This is a genomic window from Hahnella aquatica (SeqCode) (genome assembly GCF_965194505.1).
Classification (GTDB): Bacteria; Pseudomonadota; Gammaproteobacteria; order Burkholderiales; family Burkholderiaceae_A; genus Hahnella; species Hahnella aquatica.
In genome coordinates this window covers 1,694,786-1,714,604 of sequence record NZ_OZ239144.1, presented here as the reverse complement: position 1 = coordinate 1,714,604, position 19,819 = coordinate 1,694,786, and the positions used below count along the sequence as shown (strand labels likewise).

At 64.8% G+C, this 19,819-nt stretch carries 16 protein-coding genes and 1 other RNA gene; all 17 read left to right on the top strand.

Going from position 1 to position 19,819, the window contains the following annotated elements:
* The first annotated feature begins 11 nt into the window (after nt 1-11).
* The 17 genes from AC8GDA_RS08830 (at nt 12) to ftsA (ending at nt 19,815) form a co-directional block, all read left to right on the top strand.
* Nucleotides 12-1,079 (top strand): tartrate dehydrogenase, encoded by a 1,068-nt coding sequence (locus tag AC8GDA_RS08830; protein WP_506556161.1) that lies wholly within the window; start codon nt 12-14, stop codon nt 1,077-1,079.
* Nucleotides 1,076-2,371 carry a glycerate kinase type-2 family protein gene (locus AC8GDA_RS08825; protein ID WP_506556160.1) on the top strand — a complete coding sequence of 432 codons (1,296 nt, stop codon included), beginning with the start codon at nt 1,076-1,078 and terminating at the stop codon, nt 2,369-2,371. The genes AC8GDA_RS08830 and AC8GDA_RS08825 overlap by 4 nt, the downstream gene beginning before the upstream one ends.
* Nucleotides 2,368-3,423 carry a dihydroorotase gene (pyrC, locus tag AC8GDA_RS08820; protein WP_506556159.1) on the top strand — a complete coding sequence of 352 codons (1,056 nt, stop codon included), beginning with the start codon at nt 2,368-2,370 and terminating at the stop codon, nt 3,421-3,423. Before AC8GDA_RS08825 ends, pyrC begins: the two co-directional genes overlap by 4 nt.
* Nucleotides 3,424-3,443: 20 nt before the next feature.
* Nucleotides 3,444-3,805, top strand: an RNA gene (rnpB, locus tag AC8GDA_RS08815) — RNase P RNA component class A.
* A 133-nt stretch (nt 3,806-3,938) separates the two neighbouring features.
* Nucleotides 3,939-4,358, top strand: coding sequence for a division/cell wall cluster transcriptional repressor MraZ (locus AC8GDA_RS08810; protein WP_506556158.1), 420 nt, complete (start codon nt 3,939-3,941; stop codon nt 4,356-4,358).
* A gap of 45 nt (nt 4,359-4,403) precedes the next feature.
* Entirely contained in the window at nt 4,404-5,348 is a 945-nt protein-coding gene (rsmH, locus tag AC8GDA_RS08805) for a 16S rRNA (cytosine(1402)-N(4))-methyltransferase RsmH (RefSeq protein ID WP_506557230.1), read from the top strand.
* Nucleotides 5,345-5,617 (top strand): cell division protein FtsL, encoded by a 273-nt coding sequence (gene ftsL, locus AC8GDA_RS08800; protein ID WP_506556157.1) that lies wholly within the window; start codon nt 5,345-5,347, stop codon nt 5,615-5,617. Before rsmH ends, ftsL begins: the two co-directional genes overlap by 4 nt.
* Entirely contained in the window at nt 5,614-7,332 is a 1,719-nt protein-coding gene (locus AC8GDA_RS08795; RefSeq protein ID WP_506556156.1) for a peptidoglycan D,D-transpeptidase FtsI family protein, read from the top strand. The genes ftsL and AC8GDA_RS08795 overlap by 4 nt, the downstream gene beginning before the upstream one ends.
* Nucleotides 7,332-10,373, top strand: a complete 3,042-nt coding sequence (gene murE / locus AC8GDA_RS08790) for a UDP-N-acetylmuramyl-tripeptide synthetase (protein WP_506556155.1) — start codon at nt 7,332-7,334, stop codon at nt 10,371-10,373. The genes AC8GDA_RS08795 and murE overlap by 1 nt, the downstream gene beginning before the upstream one ends.
* Entirely contained in the window at nt 10,354-11,523 is a 1,170-nt protein-coding gene (mraY, locus tag AC8GDA_RS08785) for a phospho-N-acetylmuramoyl-pentapeptide-transferase (protein ID WP_506556154.1), read from the top strand. The genes murE and mraY overlap by 20 nt, the downstream gene beginning before the upstream one ends.
* A 2-nt stretch (nt 11,524-11,525) precedes the next feature.
* Nucleotides 11,526-13,070 (top strand): UDP-N-acetylmuramoyl-L-alanine--D-glutamate ligase, encoded by a 1,545-nt coding sequence (gene murD, locus AC8GDA_RS08780; RefSeq protein ID WP_506556153.1) that lies wholly within the window; start codon nt 11,526-11,528, stop codon nt 13,068-13,070.
* Entirely contained in the window at nt 13,064-14,287 is a 1,224-nt protein-coding gene (locus tag AC8GDA_RS08775) for an FtsW/RodA/SpoVE family cell cycle protein (RefSeq protein ID WP_506556152.1), read from the top strand. The genes murD and AC8GDA_RS08775 overlap by 7 nt, the downstream gene beginning before the upstream one ends.
* A complete protein-coding gene (murG, locus tag AC8GDA_RS08770) occupies nt 14,284-15,372 on the top strand; it encodes an undecaprenyldiphospho-muramoylpentapeptide beta-N-acetylglucosaminyltransferase (RefSeq protein WP_506556151.1) in 1,089 nt (362 codons plus the stop codon). The genes AC8GDA_RS08775 and murG overlap by 4 nt, the downstream gene beginning before the upstream one ends.
* On the top strand, nt 15,369-16,760 hold the full coding sequence (gene murC / locus AC8GDA_RS08765) for a UDP-N-acetylmuramate--L-alanine ligase (protein ID WP_506556150.1): 1,392 nt from the start codon (nt 15,369-15,371) through the stop codon (nt 16,758-16,760). The genes murG and murC overlap by 4 nt, the downstream gene beginning before the upstream one ends.
* Nucleotides 16,760-17,719: a D-alanine--D-alanine ligase gene (locus AC8GDA_RS08760; protein ID WP_506556149.1), complete on the top strand. Its 960-nt coding sequence runs from the start codon at nt 16,760-16,762 to the stop codon at nt 17,717-17,719. Before murC ends, AC8GDA_RS08760 begins: the two co-directional genes overlap by 1 nt.
* On the top strand, nt 17,712-18,596 hold the full coding sequence (locus AC8GDA_RS08755; RefSeq protein WP_506556148.1) for a cell division protein FtsQ/DivIB: 885 nt from the start codon (nt 17,712-17,714) through the stop codon (nt 18,594-18,596). Before AC8GDA_RS08760 ends, AC8GDA_RS08755 begins: the two co-directional genes overlap by 8 nt.
* Nucleotides 18,586-19,815: a cell division protein FtsA gene (ftsA, locus tag AC8GDA_RS08750; protein WP_506556147.1), complete on the top strand. Its 1,230-nt coding sequence runs from the start codon at nt 18,586-18,588 to the stop codon at nt 19,813-19,815. Before AC8GDA_RS08755 ends, ftsA begins: the two co-directional genes overlap by 11 nt.
* Nucleotides 19,816-19,819 lie beyond the last annotated feature (4 nt).

The window sequence follows — 19,819 nt, the reverse complement described above, 5'->3', positions numbered from 1 at the left end:
AGGACCACGACATGTCTCATCGAATCGCAGCCATCCCCGGTGATGGCATCGGCAAAGAGGTTGTGCCAGAGGGCCTGAGGGTCATCGAGGCCGCGGCGCGGCGCTTCAATATTTCGATCAAGATCGACCACTTCGACTTTGCCTGCTGCGATTACTACCTGCAGCACGGCGAGATGATGCCGGCCGATTGGAAGGCGCGCATCGGTGGCCATGACGCCATCTTCTATGGCGCTGCGGGCTGGCCGGCGGCGGTGCCCGACCACATCTCGCTCTGGGGGTCCCTGATTAAATTTCGTCGGGAGTTTGACCAGTATGTGAACCTGCGCCCGGTTCGTCTGATGCCGGGTGTTCGTTGTCCGTTGGTGGGCCGCGAGCCTGGCGACATTGACTTCTATGTGGTGCGTGAGAACACCGAAGGTGAGTATTCGGCCGTGGGTGGCACCATGTTTGCCGGCACCGACCGCGAGGTGGTGGTGCAGGAGTCGGTCTTTAGCCGTTTCGGTACCGACCGTGTCTTGAAGTTTGCATTCGACCTGGCCCAACGACGGCCCAAGAGGCACCTCACGGCCGCCACAAAATCAAATGGCATCGCCATCACCATGCCCTACTGGGACACCCGGGTGGAGGAGATGGCCAAGCATTACCCCGATGTGAAGCACGACAAGTACCACATCGACATTCTCTCGGCCCACTTTGTTCTTCACCCCGACTGGTTCGATGTGGTGGTGGCCAGCAACCTCTTTGGCGACATTCTGTCGGACCTCGGGCCAGCCTGCACCGGGACCATTGGCATCGCGCCCTCCGGCAACCTCAATCCGGAGCGTCGTTTTCCGTCGCTCTTTGAGCCAGTGCATGGGTCGGCACCGGACATTTATGGCAAGGGCATTGCAAACCCCATTGGTCAGATCTGGTCTGGCGCCATGATGCTGGAGTTTTTGGGCCATGCCGATGCGCACGACGCAATCCTTCGGGCCATTGAGGATGTGCTGCGCAGTGGCCCCAAGACCCGAGACCTCGGCGGTGAGGCCGACACGGTCACCGTGGGCAAGGCGATTGCCGATCGGGTCTCCCAGGCATGAGCACCCCCCAGGACTGGTCTGGCCTCCTGCGGCAGAGCTATGAGGCGGCGGTGGCCGCCGCGGACCCCATGAAGATCGTGGCCGCACACCTGCCCCGCCCACCGGCTGGCAAGACCCTGGTGGTCGGCGCCGGCAAGGCGGCAGCCTCCATGGCTGCGGCCGTGGAGGCCGCCTGGCCTGCCGATGCCGCACTGGAGGGTGTGATCATCACCCGATACGCCCACGGCCTGCCGCTTCAACGCATCCGCTGTGTGGAGGCGGGCCATCCCGTGCCCGACACGGCGGGCGAGGCGGCGGCTCACGAGATTCTCGAGCGAGTCTCGGCCCTCGGCCCGGACGATGCCCTCATTGCATTGGTCTCTGGCGGTGGCTCGAGCCTGCTCTCGCTGCCAGCCGAGGGCATCTCGATGGCCGACCTCAAGCAGCTCACCCAAGACCTCCTTCGCAGTGGTGCGCCGATCACCGACATGAACATTGTGCGCAAGCACCTCTCCCGCATCCAGGGTGGTCGACTGGCCTTGGCCTCACGCGCACCGGTCTGGGCGCTTGTAATCTCCGATGTGGTGGGCGATGACCCCTCTGCCATTGCCTCGGGCCCGTGTTCGGCCGATGCCTCCACCTATCAAGAGTCGATTGATATTCTGGCCCGCTGGGGTGTCACGGCTCCCAAGGCCGTCCAGGCCCATCTGCAGGCCGGCCTGGCCGGGCGTGTGCCGGAGACCCCAAAGCCCGGAGATGCCCGACTCTCGCATGTCACCACCTGCCTGATTGCCACCGCACGCCAGAGCCTGGCGGCGGCCGGTGAGGTCTTTCGCGCCGCAGGTGTGATGCCGGTTCTGTTGGGCGACTCTGTGACCGGCGAGGCACGAGATGTGGCCCAGGGTCTGGCCTCCTGGGTGCGGGAGATCGCAGAGGGCCGCGATGCCCTGGTTCAAAAACCCGTGGCCCTCATCTCTGGCGGGGAGTGCACGGTGACGGTTCGTGGCCAGGGCCGAGGCGGGCGGTGTGCGGAGTATTTGCTGTCGATGGCATTGTCGGTCGACGGTCTGGGCGTGGCCCATGCCGTTCATGGTATTGCAGCAGACACCGATGGCATTGACGGCTCGAGCCCGCATGCGGGGGTGCTGCTCTCCCCCCAGACGCTTGCTGAGGCACAGGCCCGAGGGGTCTCCGCGCGGGCCGCCCTGGATCGCAACGACTCCCTGGCCGTCTTTGAACCGCTGGGCCAGGTGATCACCACCGGCCCGACCCTCACGAATGTCAATGACTACCGGGCCATCCTGATCACATGACGACACAACTGGTCATCGATCGGCCAGACGATTGGCATGTGCACTTTCGCGATGCCGAGGTGCTCGGCGATGTGGTGGGCGCCACGGCGCGGCAGTTTGGCCGTGCACTGGTCATGCCCAACCTCAAGCCTCCCGTGGTCACGGCGGAGATGGCCGTGGCCTACCGCAGCCGCATTCTTGCCAGCCTGCCCCAAGGGCTGCCCTTCGAACCGTGGATGACCCTCTACCTCACCGACCACACGAGCCCGGACACCGTTCGGGCGGCCAAGGACAGTGGCGTGGTCTTGGCCTTCAAGCTCTACCCGGCGGGGGCCACCACCAATTCAGATTCCGGTGTGACCGACCTGCGTCACTGCCGTTCTGCCCTGGCCGAGATGGAGCGGCTGGGCACAGTCTTGTGCCTGCATGGCGAGGTCACCGGGCAGCATGACGATGTCTTCGATCGAGAGGCCTTGTTCATCGATCGCATTCTCGAACCGATGCGTCGAGATTTCCCCGGCCTGCGGCTTGTCTTCGAACACATCACCACGGCCGAGGCGGCCGACTATGTGCGCCAGACCAGCGGCGACATTGCGGCCACCATCACGCCGCAACACCTGCTGCTGAACCGTAACAGCCTATTTCAGGGGGGGCTTCGGCCACACCTGTATTGCCTGCCAGTGCTCAAGCGCGAGCACCATCGTGAGGCCCTCCTGAAGGTGGCCACCAGTGGCCATCCACGCTTCTTCTTGGGCACCGATACGGCCCCGCATGCCAGGCATCTCAAAGAGTCCGACTGTGGCTGCGCGGGCTGCTTCTCGGCCCTCACGGCCTTGGAGTTGTACGCCGGCATATTTGAGGCCCAGGGGGCCCTCGATCGGCTCGAGGCATTTGCGAGCCATCACGGGGCCGATTTTTATGGCCTGCCCCGCTCGACGCAGAAGGTGGCCTTGAAACGAGAACCGCAGGTCGTGCCGAGGTCGTGCCGCTTCGGAGGCGACCAGGTGGTGCCCTTGCTGGGGGGCGAGACGATCGACTGGACCTTCGCAGGCATCGTGTCCTCGCGGGCCTAAGGCCGTTATCATGACCCTGGGAAGTGGGTTGGGCGACCGCTGCTGGCATGCCAGGAGAGGAAGGTCCGGACTCCACAGGAAAGGGTGACGGCTAACGGCCGTACGCAGCAAGTGGGCACCTGCCCACCCAAGGCGAGGAATAGGGCCACAGAGACGAGTAACCGTTGGCAACAATGGGGACGTGAAACGCGGCAACCTCCACCCGGAGCAACACCAAGTAGGCGCACGACGGGCCCTCGGGCCCCGAAAGGGTGTTCCGCCTCATGTGCGCGGGTCGGTGGCTTGAGCCCTTCAGCAATGAAGGGCCTAGATGGATGGTCGCCATAGGGCGGGCCCATGGCCTGCCCCGTAACAGAATCCGGCCTACAGACCCGCTTCCCTTTTACCCCGCATGCTGCATGCTGGCTTGACCCCGTTTGACCTTTTCCCTAAAGTGGGAAATCGTGTGAAAAAGTGCATATTTGTGGGGATTTGTCCCTGCGTCTGGCATGTCACGCCCAAACAGGGGGTCTCTCTTGAACCAGCAGTTTGTCGGAATCACAGCATTGAGCCTGGATGCCAAGGGGCGGATGACCGTTCCCACGCGGCATCGGGAGGCGCTGCTGGCCGATGCGGGCGGTGAATTGGTGCTCATGGAGAGTGACAACGGCTGTCTCTTGCTGATGACCCCGAACCTTTGGCTGCAGCGGGTCAATGGGCTCACCGACGATGAGTCTGACGATGAGCGCCGTCGGTTTTGGATGGGCCTGAGTGATCGCCCCGAGATTGATTCGGCTGGCCGTGTGCTCATCAACCCCGTGCTGCGCGAGGGGGCTGGCATCAGTCGCGAGGTCATGCTTCTCGGGGTGGGCCCACACTTTGAAATCTGGGATGCAGGCCGACTCTCGGCCCACAAGGAAGCCGTGCGCTCGCGAAAATTGAAGGGGGCCGCGTGATTGGGCCGGACCGATCCGGTGCAGGCCTCGCACCACCAGCCCGTCATGCTCGAGGAGAGCCTGGAGGGACTGCAGATCAGACCGGATGGCACTTATGTCGACCTGACCTTCGGTCGCGGTGGCCACAGTCGAGGGCTGCTCGCCAGGCTTGGGCCATCGGGGCGGCTCGTGGCATTTGACCGCGATCCCGATGCAGTGGCCGCCGGCCAGGTCATCCAAGACGCTCGATTCACGCTCTGCCACGCCCCCTTCTCATCCCTGGAGCCGGTGCTCGACAAGCTCGGCCTCTCGATGGTGGACGGCCTGCTGGCAGACCTGGGGGTGTCCTCCCCGCAGCTGGATGAGGCTCACCGTGGATTTAGTTTTACGCGCGACGGGCCACTCGACATGCGGATGGACCCGACCACGGGCCCGACGGCAGCCCAGTGGCTTGCCGTGGTGGATCCCGATGACTTAGAGGAGGTGCTCAAAGAAGATGGCGACGAACGGTATTCTGGCCCGATTGCGCGGGCGATTGTGTCTCGCCGCGAGGCGGCGGCTCGCGGGCAAGCCGAGCCCCTGCTTCGAACGGGTGAACTCGCACAACTTGTGGCGCAGGTCTATGCGAAGAAGGGCGCTCGCACGCAGCCCGGCCACCATCCGGCCACTCGCACCTTTCAGGCTATACGGATTCATCTCAATCGGGAGCTCGACGAACTGGAGACGCTCCTCGCGTCAGCGCCCATCGTGCTGCGCGCGGGTGGGCGTCTCGCGATCATCAGCTTTCACTCGCTAGAAGATCGTCGCGTCAAGCAGGCGAGCCGACCTGTGCAGCCGCCGCGCACGGCCGACATGACCCGTGCACGGTATGCCCTCTTGCGCGATGCGCAGTCACCCCAGTCATCTGCCCTGCGCGAGGTCTCTCGGTGCCGTGCAACGGCGCAGGAGTGTGCGGCGAACCCACGGGCTCGCAGCGCGGTGCTGCGAATCATGGAACGGGCAGCAGCATGACCGGCCGAATTCTGCTCCTGGGTATTTTGCTGGTGGCCTCGGCCTTGTCCTTGGTGCATGCCCGCTACCAGGAGCGCCGGCTTTATGCCCAAATGGAGCGTCTCGATCGCCTGGGTCAGCAGCTGCAGTCCGACATCGAAACCCTGGCGGTGCAGCGGGCGGCCCTCGGGGTGCCCGCGCGAATCGATGGCCTGGTTCGAGACCGCCTTGGCATGGTGCCGATTCGTCCGGCCGACACCAGTGAGTTTCGGCCGCAGGGGGCGCGTTGAACGCCAAGCCCAACTCCATCCTGACCTGGCGGGCCACGGCATGGCGAAGTCGGCTTGTGCTGATTGGGCTCATGGGGGCCTTTGGGGCGGTGCTGGTGAAGGCATTTGTCCTGCAGCACCTGAATGTGGAGGAGTGGCAACGGCGGGCCGAGAACCGTTACGAGCGGGTGCGGGACATCCCGGCCGCCCGTGGCCGACTGCTTGATCGTCATGGCCAGGCGCTGGCCGTGAGCATCCCCGAGTATCGGCTGGGCGTGGTGCGGTCTCAGATCAAGCCCCAGCATCCCCGCATGCCCGAGTTGGCCAAACTCCTGGGACTGAGCGAGCCCGCCCTGCAGAAGAAGCTGCAGGCGAACAAGACATACTTCTACCTTGCCTCGGGCCTCGACCTCGAAAAGGCAGACCGGATTCGCCAGCTGCGCATGCCGGGCCTCGACCTGGAGCAAGAGTTTCGTCGTCACTACCCGCATGCCGAGAGCTTTGCCAACTTGATTGGTTTTACCGACGCAGAGGACCGAGGCCAAGAGGGCGTGGAGCGCGCCTTTGACGACACGCTCAAAGGCCGTGCAGGCACCGAGCGTGTCTTGGTGGACCGACGCAACCAGGTGGTGGGGCAGCGTCAGTCACGGTCGGCCGCCCCAGGCGAGGATGTGCGCCTGTCGGTCGATGCCGGCATTCAGTCGATTGCACACCGTGCGGTTCAAGACGCCATGAAACGACACCAGGCCAAGGCTGCCGCCGCCGTGGTGATCGATGCGCGAACGGGCGAGCTCTTGGCCATGGCCAATGCCCCGTCCTTCGATCCCAACCAGCGCCAACGGCTCGACCCTGCCCATGTTCGGAATCGATCCGTGACCGACAGCTTCGAGCCAGGCTCGACCCTCAAGCCATTCTCGATTGCCACCGCCATGGATGCGGGCCTCGTTCGTCCCTCCAGTGTGCTGCCCACGGCCGCTGGCTTCATGACCATTTCAGGCAGAACCATCCGCGACACCAAGAAGCTCGGCCCCTTGAGCGTGAGCGAGATCCTTGAGAAGTCGAGCAATGTGGGAACAGCACAGATCGCGCTGCGCCTGCCGGCCCAGACGCTCTATGAGCGTTATCGACTCTCCGGCTTTGGCAGCCCCGTCCCCATTCAGTTGCCTGGGACGATCTCGGGCCGACTGCGGCCTTGGCAGTCATGGGTGGCCATCGATCAGGCCACCATGTCCTACGGCCATGGGATTTCTGTGTCCTTGTTGCAATTGGCTCGGGCCTACACCGTCTTTGCACGGGACGGCGATCTCGCACCATTGAGCATCACGCCGGTCGATGGCCCGGTGGTCGGCGACCCCGTCTTCTCGAGTCAGACGACGGCCCAGATGCGTCAAATGCTTGAGCGCGCCACAGGGCCTGAGGGCACGGCACCGCGCTCACGCGTGCAGGGCTTTCGGGTGGCCGGCAAAACAGGAACGGCACACAAGCCGGAGCGCGGTGGCTACGCGAAAAACCGCTACATCTCGTCCTTCGCGGGCTTTGTGCCGGCCGATGCGCCGCGCGTGGTGATCGCCGTCATGGTCGATGAGCCCACGGCAGGGGGCTACTTCGGAGGCGAGGTTGCGGCCCCGATCTTTGCAGAGATCGCGGCCGAGAGCCTTCGCCGCATGCAGATGTCACCAGACCCCTCGATTCGAATTCTTCCAGACCTCCTGCGGGTCGCCGAGGGCGCGCGCTGATGACCCACGCGGTGGACCAGCAGGCCATGGCACTCGGTGTGCAACTGCGCGAGCAGTCGCCGGGTGGCCGGATGCTGGCCAACACCAGCATGCTCACGCCCTTGGATTGGTATGTGCTGCGGCCTGGCCAGCGGCATGGCCTTCACGCCCTTTTGGAGGCCGCAGCATCTCGGCAGCCATTTGGCCTGGTCTATGACTCGGCCCGTGCGCCGGCAGTCACCACCTGGCTTGAAGGTCGGCCTGCCTCCGACTGGGCCCCACACTGTGTGACCCTCGATGATCTGGCTGCTCGCAGTGGCTGGCTGGCCAGCGGCTTTCATGGTGATCCATCCTCGGCCATGGGCCTGGTGGCCATCACCGGCACGAACGGAAAGTCGTCGGTGGTGCACGGGCTCGCGCAGGGGCTGGCCCGACTGGGCGTCTCCACCGCCAGCATTGGCACACTTGGCGTCACCCGCTTTGAGCCGAGCGCATCGGACTCTCTGGCCACCGCGCAGCAGCAGGTCATGCAGGGCCCTGGCCTCACGTCTCTGGATGCGGTCGATCTTCAAGAAGTGCTCGCCAGGCTGCGAGACCTCGGCGTGACCTGGGTCTTTCTGGAGGCCAGTTCGATTGGACTCGTTCAAGGCCGACTCGCGGGCTGTCGACTGCGAGCCGCGGGTGTGACCAATCTCAGCCATGAGCACCTGGACATCCACGGCACCATGACCGCCTATGCCGAGGCCAAGGCTTTGCTCATGCGCCTGCCGGGCGTCTCATCGGTGGTGGCCATGGAGCAACTCCAGCTTGCCACCGACGCACCCAGGCAGATTCTGGCCCAGGCCATTTCGCAGGCGCCATCCGTGACCTGGGTCGGCTGCACCACAGACTCGCAGGCAGCCCAGACCTTGGTGGCCGAGTCGGTGGATGATGCCGGACTGCACTGTCGTTGGACGGTGGGAGAGACCCACACTCGACTGGTGATTCCCACCTGGGGCACGCACAACCTTGAGAATGCAGGCCTCATGGGGGGGCTGATGCTGTCGCTGGGCTGGTCCATGGCCGAGGCGACTCAGGTCCTCGAGGGCCTGGACCTGCCCGCTGGACGACTCGAGCCCGTTCGCATCGAGGACGACCAGCCAAGGCCCATGGTTCTGATCGATTACGCACACACGCCAGAGGCCCTCTCGGTGCTGCTAGAGGCCATGCGAGCGCTGGCCCAGGCTCGATCGGGCCGGCTGCTCGTGCTCTTTGGCTGCGGTGGCGATCGCGACCGAACCAAACGTCCACTGATGGGCGCGGCCGTCACCGAGGCGGCCGACCTGGTGATGCTCACTGCCGACAATTCCCGCTCAGAGGCCACGGCGGACATTCTTCAAGACATTCTGGCGGGTGTGCCGGCGGGCCAGCGGCTGAAGGTGCATTCGTGCGAGGACCGGCGAGAGGCCATTGCGCAGCTCCTCGACCATGCAAGGCCGGCCGACATTGTGCTGCTCTGTGGGAAGGGTCACGAGAAGACCCAGGTGCTGCAGGGCCAGACCCTGGCCTTCGATGAGGCGGCTGTGGCTGCGGCGGCCCTTCGGGCCTGGCGCGCGCCTTGGTTGCTGCGCGATCTTGTGCCGGCCCTAAAGGAAGCGGGGCTCACGACCGCGCGGTGGCTGGTGCCGCCCGATGCAGCCGACGCGGCCATGGCGGGCGTCTCGATCGACAGCCGGCGATGTTCCGCCGGCGCCTTGTTTGTCGCCATCGCGGGTGAGCGCTTCGATGGCCATGACTTTTTAGACGCGGTGGGGGCCCAGGGTGCTGTTGCGGCGGTGGTGGCTCGTCCACCGGCGAATCCACCCAAGGGCCTGCCCTTGTTGCTCGTGCCCGACACCGTGGCCGCCCTGGGTGCGCTGGCGGCCGCCTGGCGCCGGGCCTGGCCGGGTCGGCTGGTTGCCGTGACGGGCTCGAACGGGAAGACCACGGTCAAGGAAATGGTGGCCGCAGTGATGCGGGCTGCCGTCGGACCTTCGGCGAGCTGGGCCACACCCGGCAATTTGAACAATGCGATTGGGCTTCCATTGAGCCTCTTGGGGCTCAGGCCTCGGCATCAACTGGCTGTGGTGGAGATCGGCATGAACCACCCGGGCGAGATTGCTGCCCTTGCCGCCATGGCGGCCCCGGAGGTGGCGGTGGTGACCAATGCCCAGCGCGAGCACCAGGAGTTCATGGGCAGTGTGGCGGCCTGTGCCCGAGAAAACGGCATGGTCTTTCAGGCCATGGCCTCGGGTGCGGTGGCGGTGGTGCCCCGTGACCCAGACCATGAGGCCATTTGGCGGGAGCAGACCAGTGCGCAGCGTCTGATTCGATTTGGCCTGGCCGATGATGCCGCAGACCCACAGACCGACTGCGAGCTCGAGATGCTGGCCAACCCCACGAGCCTTGCCCCGGTGGCCTTCTCCTTGTCTCGGCTGAGCGCGGACCGTGGCTGCCATGTGCTCCATGGCATTCAGGTGGCGGGCTTTGGTGCCCACCTGGCGCGCAATGCTGCGGCCGCCGCCGCGGTGGGCGTGGCCATGGGCCTCTCCGATGCACAGATCACGGAGGGGCTCTCTGCATTTGAGGTCGTGCGTGGCCGCGGGCGTGTGCTGCCACTGCCGGGCGGTGGCAGTCTCATCGACGACAGTTACAACGCCAACCCTGACTCGGTTCGGGCGGCCATGCTGGCCCTGTCCGCCGCCACCCGTCCAGTGGCCATGGCCCTGGGTGACATGGGGGAGGTGGGTGAGAACGGCCCCGCCTTTCACGACGAAGTGCTTGCGTATGCGCAGACGCTGGGCATTGACCGCCTCTTCCTCTGGGGTGAGGCGATGCAATCCGCGGGCCGTCGGACCGGACTGGCCGCGTCAGCCGAGACCTTTGACGAATGGCTTGCGGGGGTCTCGGACTGGGTCCGATGCCAGCAGGCCAGCGGCCTGACGCCCATAGTCTGGGTCAAGGGCTCTCGCTTCATGCGCATGGAACGCCTCATCGACCCACTCATGACCAAGGATCCGCACGATGCTGCTCTTTCTGTTTGACCTGCTCGAGCCCATGATCCGTGGCCTGGGGGTGTTCGGCTACATCACACTGCGCGCGGTCATGGCCACCCTGACGGCCCTGGCCATCGGCCTGCTCTTGGGCCCCTGGGTGATTCGGCGTCTCACCGAACTGAAGATTGGGCAGGCCGTTCGCCATGATGGTCCACAGACCCATCTGGTCAAGGCGGGCACCCCCACCATGGGTGGCGCCTTGATCCTGTTGTCGGTGGGGGTGACCACCCTTCTCTGGGCAGACCTTGCCAACCGGTTTGTCTGGGTGGTGCTGCTCATCACCTTGGGCCTCGGCGCGGTGGGGTGGGTGGATGACTATCGCAAGGTGGTCTATCGGGATCCCAAGGGCCTGCCCGGTCGTTGGAAGTATTTTTGGCAGTCGGTGATTGGCCTGGTCGCCGCCTTCGTGCTGGCCTTTGCCGTGTCTGGAAACTCCAATGAGCAGGCCTGGCAGCTGTTCCTCACCTGGCTCAACAATGGCCTGGAGCTGACCCTGCCATCCCAGGCCGACCTCATCGTTCCCTTTTTTAAGAGTGTGGCCTATCCCTTGGGCGTCTGGGGCTTCGTGGTGCTGTCTTACTTCGTGATCGTGGGCAGCAGCAATGCGGTCAACCTGACCGACGGCCTGGATGGCCTGGCCATCATGCCCACCGTGCTGATCGCCGGGGCCCTGGGCGTCTTTGCCTATGTGGCGGGCAACGCCGTCTTTTCGAAGTACCTGCTGCTGCCCCACATTCCAGGCGCCGGTGAACTCACCGTGTTCTGTGCAGCCCTGGTGGGCGCAGGCCTGGCCTTTCTGTGGTTCAACGCCTACCCCGCCACGGTCTTCATGGGAGATGTGGGTGCACTGGCCCTCGGTGGGGCCTTGGGTGCCGTGGCCATTGTGGTGCGGCAGGAAATTGTGTTCTTTGTGATGGGCGGTGTCTTCGTGGCCGAGACCCTCTCGGTGATGCTGCAGGTGGCCTATTTCAAATACACCAAACGACGATTTGGAGAGGGCCGACGCATCCTGCGGATGGCGCCCTTGCATCACCACTTTGAGGAATCGGGCTGGAAGGAGACTCAGGTGGTGGTTCGGTTCTGGATCATCACCATGATGCTGGTGCTGGCAGGGCTTGCCACCCTGAAGATTCGATAGCCATGAACGAGATGCAGCCCACCTGGAACTGGGAGGCCGGCCACGATTGGCGAGGCCGTCAGGCCTTGGTGGTCGGCGGCGGAGAGTCTGGCCAGGCCACGGCGCGTTGGCTGGTTCGTCAGGGCATGCGGGTTCGGCTCATCGACAGCCGGGCGCAGCCGGCCAGCCCCGACCCGGATGGCGTGGACTGTCGCTGGGGGCAGTCGATGCCCTTCGGGGACCAGTGGCTCGACGGTGTGGACTTGGTGGTGGGCACGCCCGGCCTATCACCCCACCCGGACCGGCTGGGCTCCGTTGCGGCCTTGCGGGCTGCCGCCCTGTCGCGAGGCATTCCCATCGTGCAGGAGCTTGACCTCTTTGACTGGGCGATCTCTCGGTTGGCCTCGAGCCCTGGTGCCTCGGCGGAGGCGGTCGAGCTGGCCCTGGCCAGGCCCCCAGTGTTGGCCGTCACTGGCACCAACGGCAAGACCACCACCGTGATGCTGCTGGCCCACCTTCTGGGTGTGGCTGGCATGGATGTGCAGGTGGCTGGCAATGTCAGCCCATCGCTGTTGCAGGCCCTCATGATGCGAGAGGATGCCGGGCAGATGCCCGCGGTCTGGGTGCTCGAACTCTCCAGCTTTCAGTTGGCATTGGCGAACCGATTCACACCCACCGCCTCGGTGCTGCTCAATGTGGACCAAGACCACCTCGACTGGCACCTCGACCTCGAGGACTACCGCGCGGCCAAGCTGCGCATTTTTGGCCTGCCCTGCACCGCGCAGAGCATCTGGGTCGACCGGGACGACGCAGCACTGGCCGAGGCCATTGCAGTCCATGTGTCGCAGGCGACCCCCCAGCGATTTGGCTATGGCGTCTCGCCACTGGGTGCCGCGGAGCCTGGCCTGGGTGTGGCCCACGAGGGCCTCGACTGGCTGGTTCATCGGGCCAGTGCAGCCGAGCCTTTGGTGCGACTGATGCCTGCAGCGGCCTTGCGCATTCCGGGGCCACACAACCTTCGCAATGCGATGGCCAGCCTTGGGCTGGCCCTCACGGTGACCCAGGACCTGGCGGCCTTGCTCCGTGGACTGCGTGAGTACCGCGGAGAGCCCCATCGCCTGGAGACGGTTCTCTCGATTGGCCCCGTCGATTTTGTGGATGACAGCAAGGGCACGAATGTGGATGCGACCCTGGCCGCCCTCAAGGCATTCGGCGGCGCCCTGGTGGTGATTGTGGGTGGCGATGGCAAGGGCCAGGATTTTTCGCGCCTGGTGGAGGCCCTGGCACAGAAAGGCTGTTCGGTGGCCACCATTGGACGAGACGGCCCCGCCTTGGCCCAGGCGCTGCGGGCCCGCGGCCAATCGCCACAGGAGTCGGATGACCTGCCCCAGGCGGTGCGCTGGGCGCATGCCAAGGCGAATGAACTGGCCGAGTCCACGGGCCATGCCACGGTGCTGCTCTCGCCGGCCTGCGCGAGCTTCGACATGTTCAGGAATTACGCCCATCGGGCGGCCGTGTTTGTGGAGGCTGCGCGTGAGATCGCGCAGCAGGAAGGCCAGCCATGCTGAGCCGGTTCGGCAACGTCCTGCGGCCGGCCCCGCCCGACTGGCGCCTCATGGGCGTCTTTCTGGGCCTGCTCATGCTCGGTCTGGTGATGGTCTATTCCGCCAATCTCCCGCTGCCGGGCTCGGAACAGGCCCCGAGCATCTGGCGGCTCATGCGAGGCCATCCGGCCCATCTGCTGGTGGGCCTCTTCGTCTTCTGGATCCTGCTCTCGATCCCCATCAGCCAGTGGCAACGCTTCTCGGCCTGGGCCTTCGTGCTGGGAATTGCGCTGCTGGTGGTGGTCGCTGGCATCAAGCTCATTGGTGGGGCCGCCTTCATCAAGGATGGCGCGGTGCGTGCCATTCCCCTGGGCGTGATCACACTGCAGCCGGCAGAACTGATGAAGCTCTTTGCATTGGTCTTCGCAGCCGCCTATGCCGTGCGCCGCCAAGAGCGCATGCAGTCTGACCTGCTGCGTGGCCTGGCCCCCATTGGAGGCCTGATGCTCCTGGTGATTCTCCTGCTGCTCTATCAGCCCGACCTCGGCTCGACCATTGTCATCACCTGCACCGTGGCCACCGTTCTGTTCTTGGGCGGCATGAGCCTTCGGGTCATTGTCCCGTTGGTCATTCTCATGGCCGGCTTCTTCGCCTTCATGGTCTACATCACCCCGTGGCGGCTGGATCGGCTCTTTTCCTACCTGAGCCCCTGTGCACCAGACCATGTTCAGACCACGGGCTATCAGCTCTGTGGTGCCCTGATTGCATTTGGCCACGGTGGGCTCTTTGGGTCTGGACTGGGCACGGGCATTGCCAAACTGGGCCACCTGCCCCTGCCGCACACCGACTTCATCTTCGCGGTGATCGGTGAAGAGCTCGGATTTGTCGGGGTGCTCGCCGTGATGCTGACCTTCGCCTATTTGATCCGGCGGGCCATGGAAATTGGCCGCGTCTCCATGTCCCAGGAACGTCTCTTTGCCGGTCTGGTGGCACAGGGCATTGCGGTCTGGATCGGCCTGCAGACCTTCATTCATGCCGGTGTGAACACAGGGCTGCTGCCCACCAAAGGGCTTACGCTGCCCTTCATCAGCCACGGCGGCAGTTCCATGCTCGCGGTTTGTATGGCCATGGGCCTGCTGGTTCGAATCGACATGGAGAATCGAGCGCGAATTCGCGGCACCCCCATTCAGGAATCCGCCGGCATGGTGCGACCACGGCATCGCATGGGAGCCTTCAGTTGAGCGCCCAGGTGATCATCGCCGCCGGTGGCACGGGCGGTCATGTCTTCCCGGCGCTGGCCGTGGCCAAAGGACTCATGGCCCGAGGCCATGGCCCGAGCTGGGTGGGGTCCAATCGTGGTCTGGAGGCACGGGTGGTGCCGCAGGCCGGCATGCCCCTGTTGCAACTCGACTTCCAGGGCCTTCGGGGACGCGGGCTTTGGGCCTTGCTGCAGATGCCCTTTGGCCTGCTGCGGGCCATGCTGCGCTGCTGGGCTTGGATGCGCAAGGCCTCCCCCCGACTGGTCATTGTCTTTGGTGGCTATGTGAGCTTTCCGGTGGCCGTGGTCGCACGTCTCATGGGTCGGCCCGTGATGGTGCACGAGCAGAACGCAGTCATGGGCACCGCAAACCGATGGATTGCCCGGTGGGCCCAGGCGGTGGTGGTGAGCTTTGAGAAGACACGGTTCGCACCCGGCAACAGCCAATGGATTGGAAATCCGGTGAGGCAAGAGCTGATCGCGTTGGGTGCGGCCCGAAGCAGCATGGCCGAGCGCACGGGGCCGCTGCGGCTCCTGGTGCTCGGGGGCAGCCTGGGCGCCCGGCCACTCAATGAGGGCCTGCCTGCCGCACTGGCCACCTTGGCCAAGGAGGGCATTGCATTCGAGGTTCGTCACCAGTCTGGGCCGGCTGGCCAGCCAGACTGCCAGGCACGTTATGCCCAGGCTGGCCTGGTTGCCGAGGTGCTGCCGTTCATCGACGACATGTCTGCGGTCTATGCCTGGGCAGACCTCGCCGTCTGCCGTGCGGGTGCCTCTACCGTGGCGGAGATGACGGCCGTGGGCCTGCCCGCAGTCTATGTACCACTGCCCCACGCCATTGATGACCACCAGACCGCCAACGCGGCCGCCGTGGTGGCTGCAGGCGGCGCATGGCTGGTTCCACAGGGCAAGGACTTTGAGGCCCGCCTCTCCGAGCGGCTTCGTGGCCTCGACCGGGCGGTGCTTCTGCAGGCCGCCCAGGCCTTGGAAGGCCAACAGCCCAAGGCGGTGGAGGCTCGGATGCTCGACCTCTGCGAGGCCCTGATGCAGGCGGAGGGACGGCCATGAAGCACAAGATTCGTTGCCTTCATTTTGTGGGCATTGGCGGCTCGGGCATGTCTGGCATTGCTGAGGTTCTGATCAACCAGGGCTACCGTGTGCAGGGCACAGACCTCCATCCCAATGCAGCCACCGAGCGACTGGCCTCACTGGGCGCCACCATCCATCTGGGCCATGCGGCCGAGAAGATCGAGGGTGCCGATGTGGTGGTCATCTCCACAGCCGTGAAGTCTGACAATCCCGAGCTGCAGGCGGCCCGGGCCAAGAAGATACCGGTGGTGCCGCGTGCCCTCATGCTCAGTGAACTCATGCGCATGAAGCAGGGCATTGCCATTGCAGGAACCCATGGGAAGACCACCACGACAAGCCTGGTGGCCTCTCTGCTCGCCGAGGGTGGCCTGGACCCAACCTTCGTCATTGGTGGTCGGCTCAACAGTGCGGGTGCCAATGCAAGGCTTGGCCTGGGTGATGCCTTTGTGGCCGAGGCCGATGAGTCTGATGGATCCTTTCTGAACCTCATGCCCATGATGGCGGTGATCACGAACATCGATGCCGACCACATGGAGACCTACGACCATGACATGGCCAAGCTCAAGCAGGCCTTCATCGCCTTCACCCAGCGCCTGCCGTTCTACGGGGAGGCGATTGTCTGTGTCGATGATGCAAACGTGCGCGAGATCATCCCGTTCGTTTCGCGGCCGGTTCTTACCTATGGCCTATCTGCCGATGCCGATGTTCGCGCAGCCAATATTCAGGCGGGCGACTTCAGCATGGCCTTCGACCTGCTCCGCGAGGGCCATGCACCCTTGTCGGTGCGGCTGAACCTGCCAGGCCAGCACAATGTTCTGAATGCACTGGCGGCCTGCGCGGTGGCCACCGAACTGGGTGTCACCGATGCGGCCATTGCTGCGGGACTCTCTCAGTTCAAGGGTGTTGGCCGTCGGCTGCAACGCTGGGGCCGCACACAGATTGGCCAGGCCCAGGTGGAACTCATCGATGACTACGGCCATCACCCGGTCGAGGTTCGGGCCACGCTCGAGGCCGTTCGGGGTGCGTTCCCGGGGCGTCGCCTGGTGCTGGTGTTTCAGCCGCATCGATACAGCCGGACCCGCGACCTCTTTGAAGACTTTGTGAAGGTGCTGTCCACGGTCGATGTGCTGGTGCTCTCGGAGGTCTACGCCGCGGGCGAGGCCCCGTTGGCAATGGCCGATGGCCGAAGCCTGGCGCGCACCATTCGCCAGCTTGGCCGTGTCGACCCGATTTTCGCGGAGACCGTGGATGACATCGCGGGCCTGCTCGAGGGTGTGGTTCGAGACGATGATGTCGTCGTGACCATGGGGGCGGGCACGATTGGTGGCCTGGCCGGTCGGCTACAGGCCCAGGGAGGGCGCCACTGATGGTGCACATGCCCTACCGGAGGGTGGCCGTCCTGCTGGGCGGGCGCTCTGCTGAACGCGAAATTTCCTTGCGCACGGGCGCTGGCGTGCTGGCCGCACTGGCACGTCGTGGTGTGGCCGCCGTGGCCTTTGATCCCGCGCAACGTCCATTGGAGGAATTGCGCACCGAAGGCGTGGATGCGGTCTTCATTGCCCTGCATGGGCGATTCGGAGAGGACGGCACCGTGCAGGGGGTGCTCGAGTGGATGGGCCTGCCGTACACGGGCTCCGGCGTCATGGCCTCGGCTGTGGCCATGGACAAGTCGCTGACCAAGCGAATCTGGGCCTCGATGGGCATTCCCACACCGGCCCACCAGCTCGTGACCTCGAGCACCGATCCCTCCACGCTGGGGCCAGGGCTCTCACTGCCCCTGGCCATCAAGCCTGCGCGCGAAGGATCCTCGATTGGCTTTACCAAACTGACCGACTGGTCTGGGTTCCGGCAGGCCGTGACCCTGGCTGCAGAGCACGACACAGCCGTGATGGCCGAGGCCTTTGTCTCGGGGCGCGAATTCACCATTGCCCTGCTTGGTGGGGGGGCGGCTGGACCTTTACGGGCCCTGCCGGTCATTGAGATTCAGGCTCCCGATGGCCGATACGACTACCAGAACAAATACTTCGGCGATGCCACCCGTTACCTGTGCCCAGCAGCCTTGCCGCCCAAGCAGGCCGAGCATTTCCAGGCCTTGGCGAAGTCTGCCTTCGAGGCCATCGGCTGCGAGGGCTGGGCGCGAGTCGACCTGCTTTGGGACGGCGTCTCGGCAACGCCCATGCTGCTGGAGATCAACACCATTCCCGGCCTGACCGACCATTCCCTGGTGCCGATGGCGGCCCAGGCTGTTGGCATGGACTACGACGAACTGGTCATGACCATCCTTGCCTCTGCACGCACCAAGCTGGAGGGCGCCTCGCGTGGATAGCCTTCGCAGCCTCTGGCATTCCCCCCTGGCCTTGCAGCGCCTGAGCAGCGCCCTGGTCTGGGCTGCGGGGCTGTCGCTCGTGCTCGGTCTCGGACATTGGCTGGCGAGTCGACCAGCCTTTGCCCTGCGCATGGTGGAGGTGCAGGCCGTGGGCGCCCCCATGCGGCACGTTCAAGAGGCAGACATTCGCCTGGCCTTTGCCAATGGGCTGTCTGGCACCACCCTCACGGCCCCGCTCCACGAGATTCAGTCGCGGCTTGCAGCCCACCCCTGGGTCCGTCAGGTCAGCATTCGCCGCATCTGGCCCAACCGATTGTTGGTTCGGGTGGAGGAGCATCAGCCCCTGGCCAGCTGGGAGGATGGGCGCTTCTTTAACCAGCAGGGTGAGCTCTTCCTGGGTGAGGAATCGGCGGCACACGAGGATGCGCGACGGGTCTACGGCTGCCTGCTGCCCGCACTCTCGGGGCCGATCGGAACCGAGTCGCGGGTGCTCGGCCGAGCCCTCGACATTCAGAGCCTCATGGAGGCGTCCAAGGCCGGGCCAGCAGACCTCACCGGGGTCATGCTCACCCCACATTTCGCCTGGCGTCTGACCTTGTCGTCCGGCATGTCAGTGGAGCTTGGCCGAGACAGCCTGGGTGCCGACTGGCGTCTGCGGCTCGGGCACTTCTTGGAGAGTCGGGATTGGCTCCAGGAGCGTCTCGCGCGCGAGGCCGGTGAGCGGCCCACAGCCGTTGACCTTCGATATGCCAATGGATACGCCTATCGCGCTGTGTCCATGGGGCAGGCGGCGCCCACCGCGCAAAAGGCCAGCCCCCCCGCATCGGCTGTGAGCTGTCTGCGCCACTTTCAACAGGAATTCCCTCATGACACGTGACTCCAAGAACCTGTTTGTCGGTCTCGACATCGGGACCTCCAAAATTGTGGCCATCGTGGGCCAGCTCGATGGAGATCGGCTCGATGTCATTGGCCTGGGCCAGGCCGAGAGTGACGGCCTCAAGAAGGGGGTGGTCGTCAACATCGACTCCACCGTGGCCTCGATTCAAAAGGCCCTGGAAGAGGCCGAGCTGATGGCCGACTGCAAGATCGCATCGGTCTGGACGGGCATTGCGGGCAGTCATATCCGCAGCTTCAACTCGTCGGGCATGGTGGCCATCAAGGAGAAGGAGGTCAGCCAGGCCGACATGGATCGGGTCATTGAGACCGCCACGGCCGTGAGCATTCCGGCCGACCAGCAGGTGCTGCATGTGCTGCCGCAGGAGTTCATCATCGATGGCCAGGAGGATGTCCGTCAGCCCCTGGGCATGAGCGGTGTTCGCCTGGAGGTTCGCGTGCACATTGTTACGGGGGCCGTGAGTGCCGCCCAGAACATTGTGAAGTGCATTCGACGCTGTGGCCTCGAGGTGCAGGAACTCATGCTGCAGCCCTTGGCCTCCTCCCTGGCCGTCCTGACCGACGATGAACGCGAACTCGGTGTGGCCCTGGTCGACATTGGCGGGGGTACCACCGACATCGCGATCTTTGCGGGCGGCGCCATTCGGCATACCGCCGTCATTCCGATTGCTGGAGACCAGATCACCAACGACATTGCCATGGCCCTTCGCACGCCCACCAAGGACGCCGAAGAGATCAAGTGCCGCCATGGCGTGGCCAAGCAGACCCTGGTCGACCCGACCGCTGGCTTTGAGGTGCCGGGTCTTGGCGACCGCGGCCCGCGGATGTTGTCGCAACAGTCGCTTGCCGCGGTCATTGAGCCGCGTGTGGAAGAGCTCTTCTCATTGGTCTCTCAGGTGATCCGCGAGAGCGGCTTTGAGGAACTGCTCTCTGGCGGTGTCGTGCTCACGGGGGGCAGTGCGCAACTGCCCGGCATGGTGGAGCTCGGCGAAGACGTTTTCTTGAAACAAGTCCGTGTGGCCAAACCGAGTTATCGGGGCAGCCTCGCGGACGTGGTGGGCAGTCCCCGTTATGCCACGGCGATGGGGCTGCTTGAGCAGGCGCGAGTGCAGTGGCTCCGCGGCACACAGGTGGACAGGCAGACCGGATCCTTCCGGGACACCTTGGCGCGGATGAAGTCTTGGTTTGTGGGCAACTTTTAGGTCC

Excerpts from the sequence above, each read along its gene's own strand:
- murD (WP_506556153.1), top strand. The coding sequence starts at position 11,526 with ATGAACGAGATGCAGCCCACCTGGAACTGGGAGGCCGGCCACGATTGG.
- murC (WP_506556150.1), top strand. The coding sequence starts at position 15,369 with ATGAAGCACAAGATTCGTTGCCTTCATTTTGTGGGCATTGGCGGCTCG.
- AC8GDA_RS08830 (WP_506556161.1), top strand. The coding sequence starts at position 12 with ATGTCTCATCGAATCGCAGCCATCCCCGGTGATGGCATCGGCAAAGAG.
- AC8GDA_RS08775 (WP_506556152.1), top strand. The coding sequence starts at position 13,064 with ATGCTGAGCCGGTTCGGCAACGTCCTGCGGCCGGCCCCGCCCGACTGG.
- pyrC (WP_506556159.1), top strand. The coding sequence starts at position 2,368 with ATGACGACACAACTGGTCATCGATCGGCCAGACGATTGGCATGTGCAC.
- ftsA (WP_506556147.1), top strand. The coding sequence starts at position 18,586 with ATGACACGTGACTCCAAGAACCTGTTTGTCGGTCTCGACATCGGGACC.
- AC8GDA_RS08760 (WP_506556149.1), top strand. The coding sequence starts at position 16,760 with ATGGTGCACATGCCCTACCGGAGGGTGGCCGTCCTGCTGGGCGGGCGC.
- ftsL (WP_506556157.1), top strand. The coding sequence starts at position 5,345 with ATGACCGGCCGAATTCTGCTCCTGGGTATTTTGCTGGTGGCCTCGGCC.
- rsmH (WP_506557230.1), top strand. The coding sequence starts at position 4,404 with ATGCTCGAGGAGAGCCTGGAGGGACTGCAGATCAGACCGGATGGCACT.
- mraY (WP_506556154.1), top strand. The coding sequence starts at position 10,354 with ATGCTGCTCTTTCTGTTTGACCTGCTCGAGCCCATGATCCGTGGCCTG.
- AC8GDA_RS08825 (WP_506556160.1), top strand. The coding sequence starts at position 1,076 with ATGAGCACCCCCCAGGACTGGTCTGGCCTCCTGCGGCAGAGCTATGAG.
- murE (WP_506556155.1), top strand. The coding sequence starts at position 7,332 with ATGACCCACGCGGTGGACCAGCAGGCCATGGCACTCGGTGTGCAACTG.